The following is a 17,290-nucleotide window of genomic DNA, read 5'->3' on the forward strand; positions in this document are numbered from 1 at the left end:
GGCTGACCTGATGGCTAAAAATCATTGTAATCGAAAAGTTCAGCGCGGCTTCACCATGATCGAAGTGTTGATAGCGGTATTGATACTTGCGATCGGATTGTTGGGAGTGGCGGGTGTGCAGCTGGTGTCAATGCAGCAGACCGCCAATTCTACTCTCCGCTCAGAAGCGACCATGTATGCCCAGTCTCTGGCTGACAGGGTTCGCTCAAACGGTGGCCTTAACCTCACCGCTACCGAGATTGCTGACCTGAAAAAGCAAGTGAAGGCTGGTTTGGGGCCTGGAGCAGATGTGGCGATCAGTCTCAAGTCTGGCGGTGACATTGCCGAGGTCCAGATTACCTGGGTTGAGCGAGACCCGTTTGCTGCGTCAGGTGGAACATCGTCTCAGACACTTACTCTGGATGCGAGGCTGTGATGAGCGGTCATAATTTAGCCCCCAACGCTTTCTCAAAGAAGCAGTCCGGTCTGTCACTGATCGAGCTGATGATTGCCTTGCTGCTTGGTTCCATTCTGACCGTTGCGCTGGTTCAGATTTTTACCTCCAACAGCCAGTCGTTCCGCAGCAATCAGTCGATGGCTCGCTCGGCTGAGTCCGGGCGTATCGCCGTCGATATCCTGGCCCGCGCTATCCGTAATGCCGGGTTTTTTGGTTGTTATCCGATTACCAGCCTGACCAACAATCTGGATAGTACGGATGGAAACTACAATGCTCTTCTGCATGGATATTCCACCTTTGGAGTGTCAGCCGACAACGCCGAGCGGCCGGCAGGAGCGGTTGCAGGAACGGGTTTTTTTAATGTAACTGGTGTCCGGCGTCCGGGAGATATTGTCCGTTTGGATGCCGATATGACGAATGGCTCCAGTATTCAGCTCAACACCGATGGCAGCCTTAGCGAAGGCGATGTGGTGTTCATCAGTAATTGTGAGGTGGGGGATTTGTTTGAGATCTCTTCGCTGAATGTATCCGGCTCGAACGTCACCATCACGGCGGATGGCACTACAGGTTCCAACGGTCGCCCTGGTAATGACCTCTCGGGTAATGCGCCGGCCGGGTGCGGTTCTCAGTGCCTCAGTGCCACCTACAGGCGCGGTACGGAACTCTTTCAGGCCTACAGCGAAGGCTATTTCATCGGGAATGCGACAGGTGGTGGCCGCTCGCTGTTCAAGCGAGAGCGAGACGGATCCACGGAAGAGCTGGTCATCGGGGTAGAAGATATGGAAATTCGGTTCGGAGAAGGCACGGCTGCCAATGGTGTTCAGAACTGGCTTGCCGCCGGGGCGGTCTCAGACTGGAACTCGGTGATTGCGGTTGAGGTGAGTCTGCTGGTGGCCTCGGAGGACAACAACGTCCGTGACAGCGCTCAGACCTATTGCTTCCCCGGGTGGGAAGACTGCGTCGCCGACACCAGCAAACGGACAACCGCAGCGGATCGAAGACTGTACCGGGTATACAACTTTACATCTGCCCTGAGAAATCCATTTTGAATCGGGTGATTATTATGCATAGAGCAGGACAACAGCGAGGTGTTGCGCTACTGATGTCGCTGGTCATTCTATTGGTGCTTAGCCTGCTTGCTCTCTCCGGAATGCAGGGCAGTATCATGCAGGAGCGAATGACGACGGCACAGCGAGACGGAATGCTGGCGCTTGAGGTTGCCGAAACGGCAATGCGAGAGGCGGAGGCGACCCTGGATAATATGTCGGACCTGTCAGATTTTGGCAGCACGACAGGCTTTTATGATGGTACGGATACCAGTGTGACGGTGCCGTCCCCTTTCTCTGCGGCGACCTGGAATAAGGACGCGTCGGGCGACCCGATAAGTGCGGTGGCGGGCTCTGCGGTAAATGGTGTGACGCCGCTATTCCTTTTTGAATACAAAGGCAAAGTCGTGGTGGATTCCGAGGGACAGTTGCCACGGGATTTCAGCCAGTATGGCTCTGAAGGGCCGGCGGAGTTTGATTACGCACGTATCCTGGTCAGAGCGTCAGGGCCTTCGGGTTCCGGGGTGCGCTTGCTTGAAGGCTTTTACGTATTCCAGCCAAACGGGCTGGCAGGAGGTAATCCGTGAACAAGTTCAATCTTAAAGTGGCATTATCGGCCGCTCTAATAGTGCTGCCAGCGTCTGGCTACTCTGCTCGACCGGATTTTGCTCAGCAGCCGTTGTTTCTGGGAAGTGCCGTAGCGCCCAATCTGATGTTTATTATTGATGACTCAGGTTCCATGGCTCGCGAGTACATGCCAGATGAGATCGGCGGGTATAACGACATCGAGTCGAAGTCCTGGAACAGCTACTACCAGGAAGGGGCCGATGCTGAGTATCGCTTCTACTATTCTTCCCACATCAACAAAATGTGGTATGACCCATCGGTAACCTATTTTCCCCCTTACAAAGAGGATGGAACGGGGCGCTATCCGAATTCTTCGTATACAAATGCGCCCATCAACGGTTACGACGGAAACAGTGCCTCCAGAGATCTGCGGGATACGTTCTCGATTGCTGGCTACAACGTTGAAGGCGGGGGGTTTTACTTCACGTTCAACAGTTCCAGCAGTTGTGATGCCAATCCCTATCAGAACGGCTGCTACACGTATGTTTCGGTCAACAACCTGAGCGCGGCGGAAAAGACCAATTTTGCTAATTGGTACTCTTACTATAACACCCGAATTGAATCTTCTCGTGCTGGCATTAGCGAGGCATTTTTTGAGTTGCCGACCAGTTTCCGGTTGGGCTGGGGGCGACTTAACTACGACAATGAGAGCAAGAACACCATTGATGATGCCTCCGGCGTTCGGGCGGTTCAGGAAGGCGTTCGAGAGTACACCAACTCCAGGCGTGAAGACTTCTATGATTGGCTCTACGCGGTTCCCGCCAACGGAAACACCCCACTGAGGCGTGCTCTGGATGGCGCGGGTACCTACTTCGAGAAAAGTAAACGAGCCTGGGCGGATAACCCTGGCGAGTCGGTAAGTTCGACCAATCCGGTGCGGGAATGCCGGTTGGCGTACACCATTCTGATGTCGGATGGCTATTACAATGGTAGCTTGAATCTCAACGCGACCAAGAAAGCCGACGACAAGGATGGCGATACCCTTACCAACAACAGGGGTGACTCTTTCAAATATACGCCGGTGAATCCATTCAAGGATAACAGGGATGACACCACCCTCGCCGACGTGGCTATGGATTACTGGAAACGTGACCTGCGAACCGATATTGTGAACTACGTTCCGACCTCGGAGAAAAATCCTGCGTTCTGGCAACACATGGTGACTTATACCGTGGGGCTTGGCGTGACGGGGTCCATCGACCCGGTTGATGCGTTTAAAGCGATTGAGAACGGCACTTACGTGAACTGGTGGGGTGGAACCAGTAATGAGGACAAGGTAAACGATATGCTTCATGCGGCGGTTAATGCCCGCGGAGGTTTCTTTAGTGCCTCAGATCCTGCAACCTTCGCGAAAGAGTTGAAGGGGACGGTTGGCGAGATCGTCAATGAAGCTGGCTCGTCCACCGCGGTGGAATTCGATGTGTCATCTTTTCAGCAGGGCGCCCTGATTTTCTCAACCCAGTTCGACCCGAATGGTTGGACGGGTGACCTTAAAGCGGCCAAGCTCGGCGGAACCAACTCACCCATCGTACCGGATATCAATGAAGCGGTTAAGCAAGGTAACGGCTGGTCTGCCCGGGATATTCTGGACAACAGGGACCTCAGTGCCGACGACCGTGTGATCATTACCTACGGCAGTGTTGCGGGCGGTTTTCGCTGGGGCAACCTGACTAACGCTCAGAAAAATGATCTGCGGTTCGGCGGTGTTACCGACACCATAGCCCAGCAGCGCCTTGCGTTTATTCGGGGCGATCGTTCACTCGAGGGCACTCCAGGATGGCGCAAGCGGGGTAGCCGGCTGGGGTCAATTGTGAATTCATCCCCCGAGTTTGTCGGTGAGCCCCGGGCGATCTGGCCGGATGCGTTGCCATTTGGAAGTAGTGGCAAGTGGTTCTCTGATTTTGCCAGCAGCAAAAAGTCTCGTACGCCGGTTGTTTATACTGGATCCAACGATGGTATGTTGCATGGCTTTAACGCAAGTGCCAATGGCGGTAATGAGGTGCTGGCATACATACCTGAATTCGTATACAACGCTTCCGCCAGCAATGCGGGTCTGCACTTCCTGTCGGACCCGGCCTATCAGCATCGTTATTACGTGGATCTGGAGATACGACAGCAGGATATCTTTACCAAGGGTAAACAAGCCGATGGTTCTCTGACGGCGGACGAAGACTGGCGGACGATTATTGTTGGCGGTGGTCGTGCCGGGGCAAAAGGAGTCTTTGCGCTGGACGTCACTGATCCCTCGGGATTTTCGGAGGCCAATGCCGAAAAAGTTGTTCTTTGGGAGTTTTCGGGGCAGGACGACGCCCGAATGGGATATGTCACCCAGGCACCAATCATTGGAATGACGAAGTGGGGAACGAATCTGCGCTGGACTGCGTTTATCTCCAATGGTTACAACTCCAATACCGAAAGCACGGGTTTCTTCATGCTTGATATCGAAGGCGGTATGGACGGTACCTGGGATAGTGCAGATGTGCGTTATGTCGAGTTTGAGGGTGCTGGTGGCGACGGTTTGTCACCTCTGGCAGCATTCGATACCACGGGGGATTATCTGATTGATCGTGTTTATGCCGGTGATCTTGATGGCAATATGTGGGTTGCGAGCGTAGATTCCAGTGGTAACTGGGCATCGGCCTACAACAACGGCGGGAATCCGCAGGCGCTGTTCACCACTCAAGCCAAGCAGCCCATCACTGCGGCTCCCGTTGCCTCGGCTAATCGCAAGGTTTCCCGTGCAGGCAATATCCCCAATCTGATGATCTATTTTGCGACCGGCCAATATCTGGAGTCTGCAGACGTTACATCGGTTGATACCCAGTCCGTCTATGGTGTTTGGGACCGTGGTACATCTGGTCTGACGGTGAGTAGCCTGGAGTCTCGGACGATTACTGAGGGTACGGTGACAGACAGCAACGGCGTTTCGGCGACGGTCCGTTATTCCAATGGTAAAGAACTGGATTTCTCGACCACGAAAGGCTGGTATGTTGATCTGCCCATTACCGGTGAAAGAGCGGTTGTCAGCCCGCAGGTTCGTGGTGATTTTGTTTATCTTAACTCCATGATACCGGATGAGAACCCGTGTCTGGGAGGCGGTACTGGTTGGGCGATGGCCTTTGGCCTCGATGGGCGAAACCCCAAAAAGGCGGCCTTCCTGCGCTGGCCGGAGAAAATCATTGGTTACAAGTTGGAGGGTTTGCCGAACCAGTCGACCATTCTTGGCACCTTCAGGTTCACGCCGGGAAGTAACGCCGAGGACCCTGTGGACGTTATGGAGATCCCGCCGCTGAGTGGTGCCGTGACTGATGCCGGGCGCAGAGGCTGGAATGAGTTAATCGACAACTAATCGTTATGGCCCGGACGCACTGGGTGGGGAGTTAGCAACATGAGTAGTCGTAGAAGCATAGCCATTGTCCTCGTTCTGGCGATGTCAAGCACCGGAGTGGTTGCCCAGGGAGTTCCGGGCAGTTTGGAAACGCCAGAGGGCGCTCCACGCCAGCATGTGGTGGATTCCATTCATGCTGAAGCGCGCCGGATCGTGATTGATGACACAGAGTACTTTCTGGAGGGGAGTGTGCTGATCAATGGTCAGGAAGTCGCGCCCGCTGCCGTGGTAAATATTCTGCGGGAAGGTCAGCGTGTCACGAACCTGGAATCAGACCGTGATAACGAAGACGGCTACCTTATTTTGCGGGAGGTTAACCTGTTTTGATCAATATCAGAATGACGCACCATCGTGGTTTCTCGCTAATTGAGTTAATGATTGTGGTCGCCATCGTCGGCATCATTGCGGCAATAGCGTACCCTTCTTATTCGAATCACGTAAGAGAAACCCGTAGAACCACGGCTCAGGCGGATCTGGTGGAGTTGGCGCAATGGATGGAGCGTCAGTATTCGGGAGATTTCTCATATCTGGAGGGGGGGAATCAGCCCACCCTGCCGTTTAACCAATCCCCCAGAACGGGTACTGCGTTCTACAACCTGAGCTTCAATGGGACTGTTGCCGCTAACACCTATACACTGCAGGCCGTGCCGACCGGAGATCAGACTAATGATACCTGTGGCACGCTCCGCATAACCCAGACCGGTGCGAGATCTTCAACATCAGGGACTGATTGCTGGTAAATTACGAGCATTTCAATGGGCGTCCCTGAGCATCCTCAGGGATGCCATCTCCATCATGATCGTTTGCCAGGCGCGCCCTTCCACCTCGGCTGATAATGATTTGTCCTGCCATCCTTGCACTGCCTGTATTCGGGCACCAGGTTATGTTACCGAGGTCACTATGGACGAATCCAGAAGGCCTGAACTGGAAATAGCTTCGATGCAGTGAGCGCACCACGATCCTACCTGAACCTCCGGTAGAAACGACTCTTATAGGGGCTTTGCCGGCGGTTAGCTGCCTTTGATTATCTGGATCGGAAAAGGCATAGATTTCATTGTTCCAATCCCGGGAACATGCTCCCATCGAGTTCACAGGGCACACTGTAACGATGACACCTTCCATGACGGCATGTTGTCGTGCAAGGGCAAACAGACCCAGGAGGTCGTGCAGCGTGCTACGCCTTTCCTGGTTTTGAAGTGCGCTGGTGAGTGATGGCATAGCAAGGCCTGCCAGTAATCCGATCAGTGCAGTGAGGACAAGGAGCTCAATTAATGAGAACCCTGTTCTTTTCTGGGAATGCATCGATTAACGTCCGTGTTGGGCATATTTGGGTCAGCGTTGCATCCTGCAAGCGCCATAGTGAGGACTAACTATACCCCAACGTTACTCCATCCCCAACTTCTTCAACCGATACCGCAATGCCCGAAAGCTGATCCCCAGTCTTTTGGCCGCTGCCGTTTTATTCCACCTCGTTGCCTCCAGTGCTTTTTCGATGGCCTGCCGCTCGATACTCTCCAGATATCCCTCAAGGTCTATTTCACCCTCAGGCATCGGGGGAGAGGGGGCGTCGGTATCTGAGCCCGTTTCGTTGACAGCCGAGGCCGAGCCCGCTGGCGCAACACCGCCGCCAAGATGCAGATCCCCGGCATCAATCAGGTCTTCGTCGCACAGGGTAAAAGCGCGCTCCAGAATGTTCTCCAGTTCCCGCACGTTACCGGGAAACTCGTAGCCTTTGAGTCGTTCGATGGCGGCCGGGGTGAGTTTGGCCGGGTCGCATTCGTATTCCCGGGCTATGCGTTGGAGAATGTGTTTTGCCAGCAAGGGAATATCATCCGCGCGCTCACGCAGCGGCGGAACAGCCAGTTCGATCACGTTGATCCGGTAGAACAGATCCTGGCGGAAGTCGCCTTCCTGCACCAGTTCCGGGAGGTTTTTATGGGTGGCGCTGAGCACCCGGATATCCACCGGCACTTCTTTGGTGTCACCGACCGGACGAACGGCTTTCTCCTGAATGGCCCGCAGAAGTTTTACCTGCATGGCCAGGGGCAGGTCGGCCACTTCGTCCAGAAACAGGGTGCCACCATCGGCGGAGCGGAACAGGCCCTGCTTGTTTTCGACAGCGCCGGTGAAACTGCCCTTCTTGTGGCCAAAGAACTCGCTTTCCATCAATTCCGAGGGGATTGCGCCACAGTTCACGGCGACAAAGGGGCCGTCACTTCTGGGCCCTTGCAGATGAATCATGCGGGCAACCAGCTCCTTGCCGCTGCCGGATTCGCCGCTGATAAACACCGGTGCCTGGCTTCTGGCGAGCTTTTTCGTCTGTGTGCGCAGTTTCCGGATTTGCGGCGAGTCGCCCAGAAGCAGGCCGGGCTCATCGGACTCGGCGGTTTCGCCGGTCTGGGGTTCTGACAGCTTCAGAGCGCTGTTGACCAGTTCCCGCAGGCGGGGCAGCTCCACGGGCTTGGATACGAAGTCAAAAGCGCCGGCTTTGAGCGATTCGATAGCCGTGTCCATGCTGCCATAGGCGGTGATCACTGCAACGGGGGTGCAGGGAGTGTGTTGCTGAATCCAGTGAACAAGGTCTATACCATTGCCGTCGGGCAGGTTCATGTCTGTCAGGCAGAGCTGGGGATTGTGCTGCTGCAGTAGTTCCCTGGCGCTGGCCAGATCGGGGGCGGTGTAGGTGGTAATGCCCATCCGGGTGAGGGTGATTTCCAGTAGATCCCGGATATCCGGCTCGTCGTCAACAATCAGCGCTGTCTGTGTAGTCATTCTGTGTCTTCGGTTCCCTGTTGAATTCAAACGCCCGATGGCCAGTTGGTCAGATCATTCGCCCGGGGTGAGCAAACGTTATGCGGAATCGGCACCCCGGCTGTCCGTCATCGACCAGCGAGAGGTGTGCCTGGTTGGCTTCGCATAACTCCCTGGCCAGGTAAAGGCCAAGCCCGGTTCCGCTTTTATCCGTGGTGAAAAAGGGCTCGAATACGGAATGCCGATGCTCGGCACTGATGCCCGGGCCAAAATCCCGAACGTCCACGTAAGCCCGTTTGCCATCGGCCGTGGCGCCCGCAATTAATTGTATCCTGTTTTGCCCGGTCTGCTGTTTGCTGTACCGCAAACCATTGTCGCACAGATTCACCATCACCTGCTCAATCTGGCTCTTGTCGAAACGAGCCTGTGGAATCTGCTCGCTGATATTCAATTCGATCGTGGTGGCCGTTTCCCCATTCACCGTTTGCACGAAATCATCCCGGAACTCGCGAAGCCATTGGCCGACATCTATCAGCTCGGAATTTGCGGTCCGGCGGCGAGAGAGGTCCAGTACATTCTCGATGATGCCATTCACCCGTCGGGAGTGACGGCGAATGATATCGAGCATGCGAAGATCCCCCTCATCCAGGCTGGGGGATTCTTCCATCAACTGGGCAGCGTGGCTTATGGCGCCGAGAGGATTCCGGATTTCGTGAGCGATGCCAGCCGTTAAGCGTCCGAGTGAGGCCAGCTTCATCTGTTGGGCCTGCTGGGTCACTTTGCTCATGTCTTCAATAAACACCAGAATCTGGTCGCCCCGCTCCTGGTCCAGTTGCGTGAAGTTGGCCTGCAAAAGCGGTGAGGTAGACGACGCCTGAAAGGGTTCAATCCGCATGTTGGGGTTTTTCAGCCAGCTTTCGAGCCCCTGCCTGAGCGGTTTAGGCAGTAGCCTTGCACGGGGCTCCAGATCTTCTCCATCGGCGCTCACACCGAACAGCAGTTCTTCGGCGGCGGCGTTGGCAAGCCGAATCTGGCCGAAACGATCAAGCACCAGGATGCCGGTACGCATGCGCTGGATGATCTGCTGGTTGATCTGTTCCAGTTCCTGAATGCTCCGTGCCCGGCTGCTGGCCAGGGCTTCGCTTCGGATCATCCGTTTTGAAATGCCCTGCAGGACAAAAGCCGCGGCAAAGTAGAGTATGCCCAGAGAACCCGCCCGGACAATGTCGTCGGCGGTTTCATTGATGGCGAGTACCGCCCAGCCGGAGATGCCGAGAGAGCAGATGGCAGCCAGCGCCGCGTAGAAGGTGCCTATCCGGCTTGGTGTCAGAATATTGCCCGCCGCCACCGAAATGATAACCAGGTTGGCCAGGCCATTAGTGATACCGGTGCTGGCCAGTAACAGTCCATGCATCACCAGTATGTCGATCAGAATGGAGAGCGTGATATGCCGCTGTCGTGGCTGGAAGCCGGCAAGCAGTAGCAGTGCGGTAAAGCCATTGATTGCCAGGTAGGTAACCACGCCCGCCTGGTAGTACTCCAGCCAGCGGAACTTGCTGTCGGTGGTGAATGGATCGAAGAGCAGCAAGCCCAGCAGCATCAGGCTGATGAGCACGCGATAATGATTGTAGATCCGGAACAGCCTTCCCTGTTGCTGCTTGGCCGGCGGCCCGAAAGCAGAGCGCTTGCTGTCTTTGTCGGCAGTGTCTTGAGCCATGGAGCGAGTCATCTGTCTGTGTGCGGGAGAAATCTTTGTTGTTGACGGGTTATAATAGCCTTTTAACGGCAACAAGTTACAGGAGCCAGTCCATGCCGGAAGCCGGTCAAACATCCCAGAGCCAGAACGCCGCCCGAAAACTCCGCGTTGTTATGGCGCAACTGGATTTCCTGGTTGGAGATATTCCGGGCAATACCGATCTGATCCTGGAGGCAACCCAGCGGGCCTGGGCGGAGCATCAGGCCGATATCGTTGTCTTTCCGGAGCTTTGCCTGACCGGCTACCCGCCGGAGGATCTCCTGTTGCGCCCGAGTCTGGATCTTCGCGTGAGCGAAGCATTGGAAAAGCTGCAAAGTGCAGCATTGCCTCCAGCGATGGTAATCGGTGCTCCGATTCGCTCTGGTGGATTGCTATATAACGCGGCGCTGGTTGTTGAAGCCGGTCAGGTTCGCGGCTGCTACTTCAAACGCTTCCCGCCGAATTACCAGGTTTTTGATGAAAAGCGCTATTTTGCCGAAGGCTCCGACACCCTGGTGCTCGACATTAAAGGGCTGCCCGTTGGCATTACCGTGTGTGAGGATCTCTGGAAAGATGGCCCGCTCGAGGATGCTGCCGCCGCGGGTGCCCGACTTATCCTTAATCTCAATGCCTCGCCCTACGATATCGATAAACAGGCCCGTCGCAAGGCTTTGCTGGAGCGTAAGTCCCGGGAGAACCGGGTGAGCATCGTCTACGTGAACCTGGTGGGCGGTCAGGATGAGCTGGTGTTTGATGGCGGTTCCATGGTGTACGACCACTCGGGTGGGCTGTCTGCGGAGGTGCCTCAGTTCGAGGAGGGGCTGTACCCGGTGGATTTCCTGTGCGAGCCCCACTGCCAGCCGATTTCCCGGCCGTTACCGCCAGAACCGCAGCTGGAAGCCAATGTTTACAGTGCCCTGGTAACCGGCGTACGGGATTACGTGAACAAGAATGGTTTCAAGTCGGTGGTGTTGGGCCTGTCTGGCGGCATCGATTCCGCGGTCACATTGGCGGTTGCGGTGGATGCCCTGGGCAAGGAGCGTGTGCGCGCGGTGATGATGCCGTTCCGGTATACCTCCAGCATCAGCCTGGAAGATGCCGAAGCCGAGGCCACCGCCCTGGGTGTGCAGTATGACGTGTTCTCCATTGAGCCCATGTACGATGCCTTCATGGCGGCTCTGGCAGAACCTTTTGCAGGCACAAAGCCGGATACCACCGAGGAAAACCTTCAGGCGCGTCTGCGGGGCGTGCTGCTTATGTCACTGTCCAACAAGTTTGGCTCTTTGGTGCTTACGACCGGCAACAAGAGTGAAATGGCGGTTGGCTATTCCACGCTATATGGTGACATGGCCGGTGGCTTTGATGTTCTGAAGGATGTGCCGAAAACGCTGGTGTTCCGGCTGGCGCGCTACCGCAATACCTTGTCACCAGTGATTCCCGAGCGGGTGATTACCCGCCCGCCCTCAGCCGAGCTGGCGCCGGATCAGAAAGATGAGGACAGCTTGCCGGGCTATGACGTACTGGATCAGATCCTGAATCTATACGTGGAGCGTGATTACAGTGCCGATGCCATCGTAGCGGAAGGGTTTGAACGGGAAGACGTGGACAGGGTGGTCAGGCTGGTCGATATCAATGAATACAAGCGCCGCCAGGCCCCCATCGGTGTTCGTATTACCGAGCGGGGCTTTGGCAAAGACCGGCGCTATCCCATTACCAACGGCTGGAAGAGCGGGAAGTAATCCCGCTCTTATTCATCCCCCATCAGACCAAAGGTCACCACGTTGGTCAGTGACCGGTTCTGGCGGCGAAGAAGATCCGATTCGTACTCACCGTTCTCGTTGAAGGCCTCGCTGTTGGGGAAGTTTTTTCTCAGGGTGGCAATGGCATCGTTGGCGCCCTTTTTCAGCTCCAGAAAGCGGAAGGTATCCGCCATGATCATCAGAGCCTCTTCCACTGAAGGCGAAGACGGATAGTTCTCAACCACGTAGCGGGCGCGGTTGTTGGCGGCCACGTAGGCCTCACGCTTGATGTAGTAACGGGCTGCGTGCAGTTCCAGTTCAGCCATGCGATTGCGGATGGCGATCATGCGCTGGCGGGCGTCCGGGGCATACTCACTGTCCGGGAACCGGTTCAGCAGTTGCGAGAAATCGCGGAAGGCCTGCAACTGCTCGCCAGGGTTGCGTGCGGCCACGTCAATGGGGAAGTAGCGGGCGGCCAGCCCCAAGTCCAGGTTGTAGGAGGCTAGCCCTCTCATATAGAGGGCATAGTCCAGGTGATCACTCTGCGGATTCAGGCGCATGAAGCGGTCGGCGGCGGCCCGGGAACCTTCAAGGTCGAGGTTCTGATAACGGGCAAAGATCAGATCCAGCTGAGCCTGTTCGGCATAGCGGCCGAACGGGTAATAGGTCTCCAGGGCATCCAGATTCTGTTCGGCTTCGTTGAAGTTGCCCGAATTCATGGCCTTGCGGGCATTTTCGTAATAGGTTTCTTCCGGCAGGACTTCCACCTCCTTCTGGGACGCGCAGCCGGCGGCCAGCGCAAAAAGAGTGGAAAGTAGCAGTAATCGAACGACTGATCTCATGCCGGAATCCCGTATAATGGTCAGAACTTGTGGTTTGATTGGCCATTGTAACGGGGAAGACTGTCTGTGTGCAGTGTTTCCCGATATTGGCGTCGGAATCTGACCGAAACGTAACATCGCCGCCTGCCCGGCGGCCGTCTGCGCCAGAAACCAACGGCGAAAACGAGGCTGAATGACTTCCGAAAACCGAATTACCGGCCAATTTACCGTACCGCCGGAACTCAGCGACAAGCGGCTGGATCAGGCCGCGGCGGAGCTGATGCCCGAGCATTCCCGCTCCCGCCTGCAATCCTGGATCAAGAGCGGAGCCCTGACGGTGAACGGTAAATCCCGCAAGCCGCGGGACAAGGTAATGATGGGCGATTCCCTGGCGCTCAATGCTGAGCCTGAAGTGCAGGTGACCTGGGAAGCCGAACCCATCAGCCTGGATATCGTCTACGAAGATGAGCACTTGCTGGTGATTAACAAGCCGGCCGGGTTGGTGGTGCACCCAGCGGCCGGCCATTCTGATGGCACGCTGGTGAACGCCCTGCTGAATTACGCGCCGGAAGTGGAAAACCTGCCGAGGGCAGGTATTGTTCACCGCCTGGACAAGGATACCTCCGGCATCATGGTGGTGGCCCGCAGCCTGATTGCACATACCTCCCTGGTAGACCAGCTGCAAACACGCACGATGGGGCGGGAGTATGAGGCCGTGGTGGTGGGCGCGCTGACCGGTGGTGCAACAGTTGACGCACCTATTGGCCGTCATCCGCAGGATCGTAAACGCATGGCCGTGGTTTCCAGTGGCAAACCGGCGGTCACCCATTACCGCCTGCTGGAGCGTTTTGCCGCGCATACCCTGGTTCGTTGCAAGCTGGAAAGTGGCCGCACCCATCAGATCCGTGTGCACATGGCGCATGTGCGCCACCCGCTGGTTGGTGATCCTGCCTACGGTGGGCGTCTGCGGTTGCCCAAAGGCACTACAGAGGAGCTTCGGGATGTACTGGCTGCGTTCACCCGGCAGGCCCTGCATGCGAGACAGTTGACCCTTGAGCATCCGGAAACGGGTGAGATTCTGAGCTGGGAGGTGCCGCTACCAGAGGATATGGTTCACCTGATCGAAGCTCTGCGCAAACACGCCCGGGAGCTGGAAGAACGTGATTTCTGACAACTACATCCTGAGGCCGAGTTGGTCCGCACCGGGGGCGGTGCAAGCCATGTGCACGACTCGCAAGGGAGGCGTCAGTGAGGCGCCGTGGAGTTCGCTCAACCTCGGGGATCATGTCGGGGATAGCCCTGAATCTGTCGCCGAAAACCGGCAGCGCCTGGCCCGCTTCACGGGGTTAGAGGTGGATCGGATTGGCTGGTTGAATCAGGTGCATGGTGCGAGGGTGGTCGAGCTTACACCCGACAACGCTCAACAGGTTCCTGAAGCGGATGCCAGTTTCACCCGATCGCCCGGCCTTAGTTGTGCCATTCTGACTGCCGACTGCCTGCCCGTAGTGATTGCGGATTCCGATGGAACCGTAGTGGGGGCTGCTCACGCCGGCTGGCGCAGCCTCAGCGGAGGCGTGCTGGAAAACCTGGTCAGTGCGATGGCGGTTGAGCCTGACAAGCTTTCGGCCTGGCTGGGCCCCGCCATTGGTCCCGACAGTTTCGAAGTTGGCCCGGAAGTGCGCGAAGCGTTTGTTCAGCACAGTCCGGAAGCTGCGAAAGCCTTTGACACCAAGGGTGCCCGCCCGGGCCATTTCATGGCCGATATCTACAGTCTGGCAACCCTGCGTCTGAGTCAGGTTGGTGTCTCGTCCGTCGCTGGCGGTAGTCTGTGCACCGTTCAGGATCGGGAATGGTTCTTTTCCTATCGCCGGGATGGTCAAACCGGCCGTATGGCCACCCTGGTCTGGCTAAAATCCTGAAGTCTCGATAGCTCTTCCTGATGTGTTAACTGACAGCCGTCAAATTTCTGACGAATTGCGGTCTGCCCAACTTGAACTCCCCCCACTTGCCCCTACATTAAGTTTCAAAGCAATCGGAATATCCGGACCACAGGGTTGATCGGTATTCACTACGAATTTTGGGGATAAGAGCACATGAGAATCGACAAGCTCACCAGCAAGCTGCAAACCGCGTTGGCGGATGCGCAGTCCATCGCGGTTGGCAAAGACCATAACTTCATCGAGCCCGTGCATCTGATGCAGGCCCTGCTGGACCAGCAGGGAAGCTCCATTAAACCGCTGCTCAAACAAGTGGGGGTTGAGCCCGGCCGGGTAAGACAGGCCGTGGCGAAGGAAATTGAGAACCTGCCGGAGGTGCAGGGCAATGCCGGCGATGTGTCCATGTCGAACGACATGGGGCGACTGTTTAACATTTCCGACAAGCTGGCCCAGAAGCGGGGTGACCAGTTCATATCCAGTGAGCTGGTTCTGCTGGCGGCGGTTGAAGACCGCGGTTCCCTGGGGCGCATTCTGCGAGAGCAAGGCGTTGACAAGGCCGCGCTGGAAAAGGCCATTGACGAAGTGCGCGGGGGAGAGTCGGTGAACGATGCCGGCGCGGAGGAAAACCGTCAGGCCCTGTCAAAGTACACCATTGATCTTACCGAGCGGGCCGAGGCCGGCAAGCTGGACCCGGTGATTGGTCGCGACGATGAAATCCGTCGCACCATTCAGGTACTGCAACGCCGGCGCAAGAACAACCCCGTGCTGATCGGTGAGCCCGGTGTGGGTAAAACCGCGATTGTGGAGGGGCTGGCTCAGCGTATCGTCAACGGAGAGGTGCCCGATGGCCTGAAAGACAAGAAAGTACTGTCGCTGGACATGGGCGCATTGATTGCCGGCGCCAAGTTCCGAGGTGAGTTTGAGGAGCGCCTGAAGGCAGTGCTTAATGAGCTGTCGAAACAGGAAGGCCAGATCATCCTGTTCATTGACGAGATCCACACCATGGTGGGCGCCGGTAAAGCCGAAGGTTCCATGGATGCCGGCAACATGCTGAAGCCGGCCCTGGCCCGGGGCGAGTTGCACTGTGTCGGCGCCACCACGCTGAATGAGTACCGGGAAAATATTGAAAAAGACGCAGCACTGGAGCGCCGTTTCCAGAAAGTGCTGGTCAGCGAGCCCAGTGAGGAAGATACCATCGCCATCCTGCGTGGGCTGAAAGAGCGCTATGAGGTTCACCATGGGGTTGAGGTAACGGATGGCGCCATCATCGCGGCCGCCAAGCTGTCTCATCGATATATTACCGATCGTCAGTTGCCGGATAAGGCCATTGACCTGGTGGATGAAGCGGCCAGCCAGATCCGTATGGAAATGGACTCCAAGCCTGAGGCTCTGGATCGTCTGGAGCGCCGGCTGATTCAGCTCAAGATTGAGCGGGAAGCCCTGAAAAAGGAAACCGACGCAGCCTCTAAGAAGCGGTTGGAAGAGCTGTCGGCGGTTATTGGCAATGTTGAGCGCGAATACGCCGACCTTGAGGAAGTCTGGAACACTGAAAAGGCGGCTCTGCACGGCTCCCAGAAGATCAAGAGCCAGCTGGAGCAGGCCCGGATTGACCTGGAGAATGCCCGCCGTGCAGGGGATCTGGGTAAGATGTCCGAGCTGCAGTACGGCAAGATCCCGGAGCTGGAGCGCCAACTGGATATGGCCAGCCAGGCGGAAATGATGGAAATGAAGCTGTTGCGCAACCGGGTCACGGATGAAGAAATTGCGGAAATCGTTTCAAAGTGGACCGGGATTCCGGTATCCAAGATGCTGGAGGGGGAGCGCGACAAGCTGATGCGCATGGAGGAAGCCCTCCACGATCGGGTCATTGGCCAGGATGAGGCCGTGGAAGCGGTATCCAATGCGGTGCGCCGGTCCCGGGCTGGACTGTCGGATCCGAATCGTCCCAATGGTTCTTTCTTGTTCCTCGGGCCGACCGGGGTGGGGAAGACCGAGTTGTGCAAGGCGCTGGCAAACTTCCTGTTCGATACCGAAGAGGCCATGGTTCGCATCGATATGTCGGAATTCATGGAGAAGCACTCGGTCGCCCGTTTGATTGGTGCGCCTCCCGGATATGTGGGGTATGAAGAGGGTGGCTACCTGACCGAGGCCGTGCGTCGCCGGCCCTACTCGGTTCTGCTTCTGGATGAGGTTGAAAAGGCGCACCCGGATGTCTTCAACATCCTGCTTCAGGTGCTGGATGATGGGCGTCTGACCGATGGTCAGGGTCGCACGGTCGACTTCCGCAACACAGTGGTGGTGATGACCTCAAATCTGGGTTCCCACATCATTCAGGAGAAGGCCGGAGAAGAGAACTACGAAGACATGAAGTCGGCGGTGATGGAAGTGGTTGGCTCTCATTTCCGGCCGGAGTTCATTAATCGTGTGGATGAAGTTGTGGTGTTCCATCCGCTGGCGGAGTCCCAGATTCAGGGCATCGCCCGTATCCAGATTGAGAATCTGGCTCGTCGCCTGAAGGATCAGGATATGAAGCTGGAGCTCGGAGACGACGTGATGCAGTTGCTGGCGGAAGTGGGGTACGACCCGGTTTATGGCGCTCGGCCGCTGAAGCGGGCGATTCAGCGCATGATCGAAAATCCGCTGGCGCAGAAGCTGCTACAGGGTGACTTTGTGCCCGGCGATACCATTCGCGCAACGGTTCAGGAAGACCGGCTGGTGTTCAGTAAGAACGGCTGAGGGCGGGACCTCAGCTGCTGAAAAAGAAAAGGGCGGAAGGCACGAGTCTCCGCCCTTTTCTGTTCTCCGAACCT

General features: G+C 56.6%; 14 protein-coding genes. 10 read left to right on the forward strand and 4 right to left on the reverse strand.

From position 1 onward, the window contains the following. The first annotated feature begins 10 nt into the window (after positions 1 to 10). Genes pilV through OZ656_RS04130 form a run of 6 tightly spaced genes read left to right on the forward strand, consistent with a single transcriptional unit; the run spans position 11 to position 6,237 of the window. Positions 11 to 415 carry a type IV pilus modification protein PilV gene (gene pilV, locus OZ656_RS04105; protein WP_278350806.1) on the forward strand — a complete coding sequence of 135 codons (405 nt, stop codon included), beginning with the start codon at positions 11 to 13 and terminating at the stop codon, positions 413 to 415. Then, positions 415 to 1,485 (forward strand): PilW family protein, encoded by a 1,071-nt coding sequence (locus tag OZ656_RS04110; RefSeq protein WP_278350807.1) that lies wholly within the window; start codon positions 415 to 417, stop codon positions 1,483 to 1,485. The genes pilV and OZ656_RS04110 overlap by 1 nt, the downstream gene beginning before the upstream one ends. A 14-nt stretch (positions 1,486 to 1,499) precedes the next feature. Continuing rightward, the gene (locus OZ656_RS04115; RefSeq protein WP_278350808.1) at positions 1,500 to 2,069 is read left to right on the forward strand and encodes a PilX N-terminal domain-containing pilus assembly protein; all 570 of its coding nucleotides are present in this window, start codon (positions 1,500 to 1,502) and stop codon (positions 2,067 to 2,069) included. Beyond that, on the forward strand, positions 2,066 to 5,458 hold the full coding sequence (locus tag OZ656_RS04120; protein WP_379944989.1) for a pilus assembly protein: 3,393 nt from the start codon (positions 2,066 to 2,068) through the stop codon (positions 5,456 to 5,458). The genes OZ656_RS04115 and OZ656_RS04120 overlap by 4 nt, the downstream gene beginning before the upstream one ends. A gap of 39 nt (positions 5,459 to 5,497) precedes the next feature. Beyond that, entirely contained in the window at positions 5,498 to 5,824 is a 327-nt protein-coding gene (locus OZ656_RS04125; protein WP_278350810.1) for a hypothetical protein, read from the forward strand. Beyond that, complete coding sequence (locus tag OZ656_RS04130; RefSeq protein ID WP_278350811.1) at positions 5,821 to 6,237, forward strand: type IV pilin protein; 417 nt, start codon at positions 5,821 to 5,823, stop codon at positions 6,235 to 6,237. Before OZ656_RS04125 ends, OZ656_RS04130 begins: the two co-directional genes overlap by 4 nt. A gap of 1 nt (position 6,238) precedes the next feature. On the opposite strand, the gene OZ656_RS04135 is transcribed toward OZ656_RS04130, so the two are convergent. The 3 genes from OZ656_RS04135 to OZ656_RS04145 all read right to left on the reverse strand — a co-directional run bounded on the left by OZ656_RS04135 (position 6,239) and on the right by OZ656_RS04145 (position 9,965). Then, positions 6,239 to 6,799 carry a GspH/FimT family pseudopilin gene (locus tag OZ656_RS04135; protein ID WP_379944990.1) on the reverse strand — a complete coding sequence of 187 codons (561 nt, stop codon included), beginning with the start codon at positions 6,797 to 6,799 and terminating at the stop codon, positions 6,239 to 6,241. 81 nt (positions 6,800 to 6,880) lie between these two features. Next, positions 6,881 to 8,269 (reverse strand): sigma-54-dependent transcriptional regulator, encoded by a 1,389-nt coding sequence (locus OZ656_RS04140; protein ID WP_379944991.1) that lies wholly within the window; start codon positions 8,267 to 8,269, stop codon positions 6,881 to 6,883. Positions 8,270 to 8,318: 49 nt separating this feature from the next. Then, on the reverse strand, positions 8,319 to 9,965 hold the full coding sequence (locus OZ656_RS04145) for a sensor histidine kinase (RefSeq protein WP_379944992.1): 1,647 nt from the start codon (positions 9,963 to 9,965) through the stop codon (positions 8,319 to 8,321). Between the two features lie 92 nt (positions 9,966 to 10,057). Between OZ656_RS04145 and OZ656_RS04150 the strand changes: the two genes are divergently transcribed. Further along, the gene (locus OZ656_RS04150; protein ID WP_379944993.1) at positions 10,058 to 11,722 is read left to right on the forward strand and encodes an NAD+ synthase; all 1,665 of its coding nucleotides are present in this window, start codon (positions 10,058 to 10,060) and stop codon (positions 11,720 to 11,722) included. A gap of 8 nt (positions 11,723 to 11,730) precedes the next feature. Here OZ656_RS04150 and OZ656_RS04155 read toward each other — a convergent pair whose 3' ends face one another. Then, positions 11,731 to 12,564: an outer membrane protein assembly factor BamD gene (locus OZ656_RS04155; RefSeq protein WP_379944994.1), complete on the reverse strand. Its 834-nt coding sequence runs from the start codon at positions 12,562 to 12,564 to the stop codon at positions 11,731 to 11,733. A gap of 172 nt (positions 12,565 to 12,736) precedes the next feature. Between OZ656_RS04155 and rluD the strand changes: the two genes are divergently transcribed. The 3 genes from rluD (at position 12,737) to clpB (ending at position 17,216) form a co-directional block, all read left to right on the forward strand. Beyond that, on the forward strand, positions 12,737 to 13,714 hold the full coding sequence (rluD, locus tag OZ656_RS04160; protein ID WP_023010891.1) for a 23S rRNA pseudouridine(1911/1915/1917) synthase RluD: 978 nt from the start codon (positions 12,737 to 12,739) through the stop codon (positions 13,712 to 13,714). Positions 13,715 to 13,763: 49 nt separating this feature from the next. Then, a complete protein-coding gene (gene pgeF / locus OZ656_RS04165; RefSeq protein WP_206769591.1) occupies positions 13,764 to 14,462 on the forward strand; it encodes a peptidoglycan editing factor PgeF in 699 nt (232 codons plus the stop codon). A 174-nt stretch (positions 14,463 to 14,636) separates the two neighbouring features. Beyond that, positions 14,637 to 17,216 carry an ATP-dependent chaperone ClpB gene (gene clpB / locus OZ656_RS04170; protein ID WP_199452558.1) on the forward strand — a complete coding sequence of 860 codons (2,580 nt, stop codon included), beginning with the start codon at positions 14,637 to 14,639 and terminating at the stop codon, positions 17,214 to 17,216. Positions 17,217 to 17,290: the final 74 nt, after the last annotated feature.

Origin of the sequence: Marinobacter sp. LM1, from assembly GCF_042763285.1 — a bacterium.
Lineage (GTDB): Bacteria > Pseudomonadota > Gammaproteobacteria > Pseudomonadales > Oleiphilaceae > Marinobacter > Marinobacter nauticus.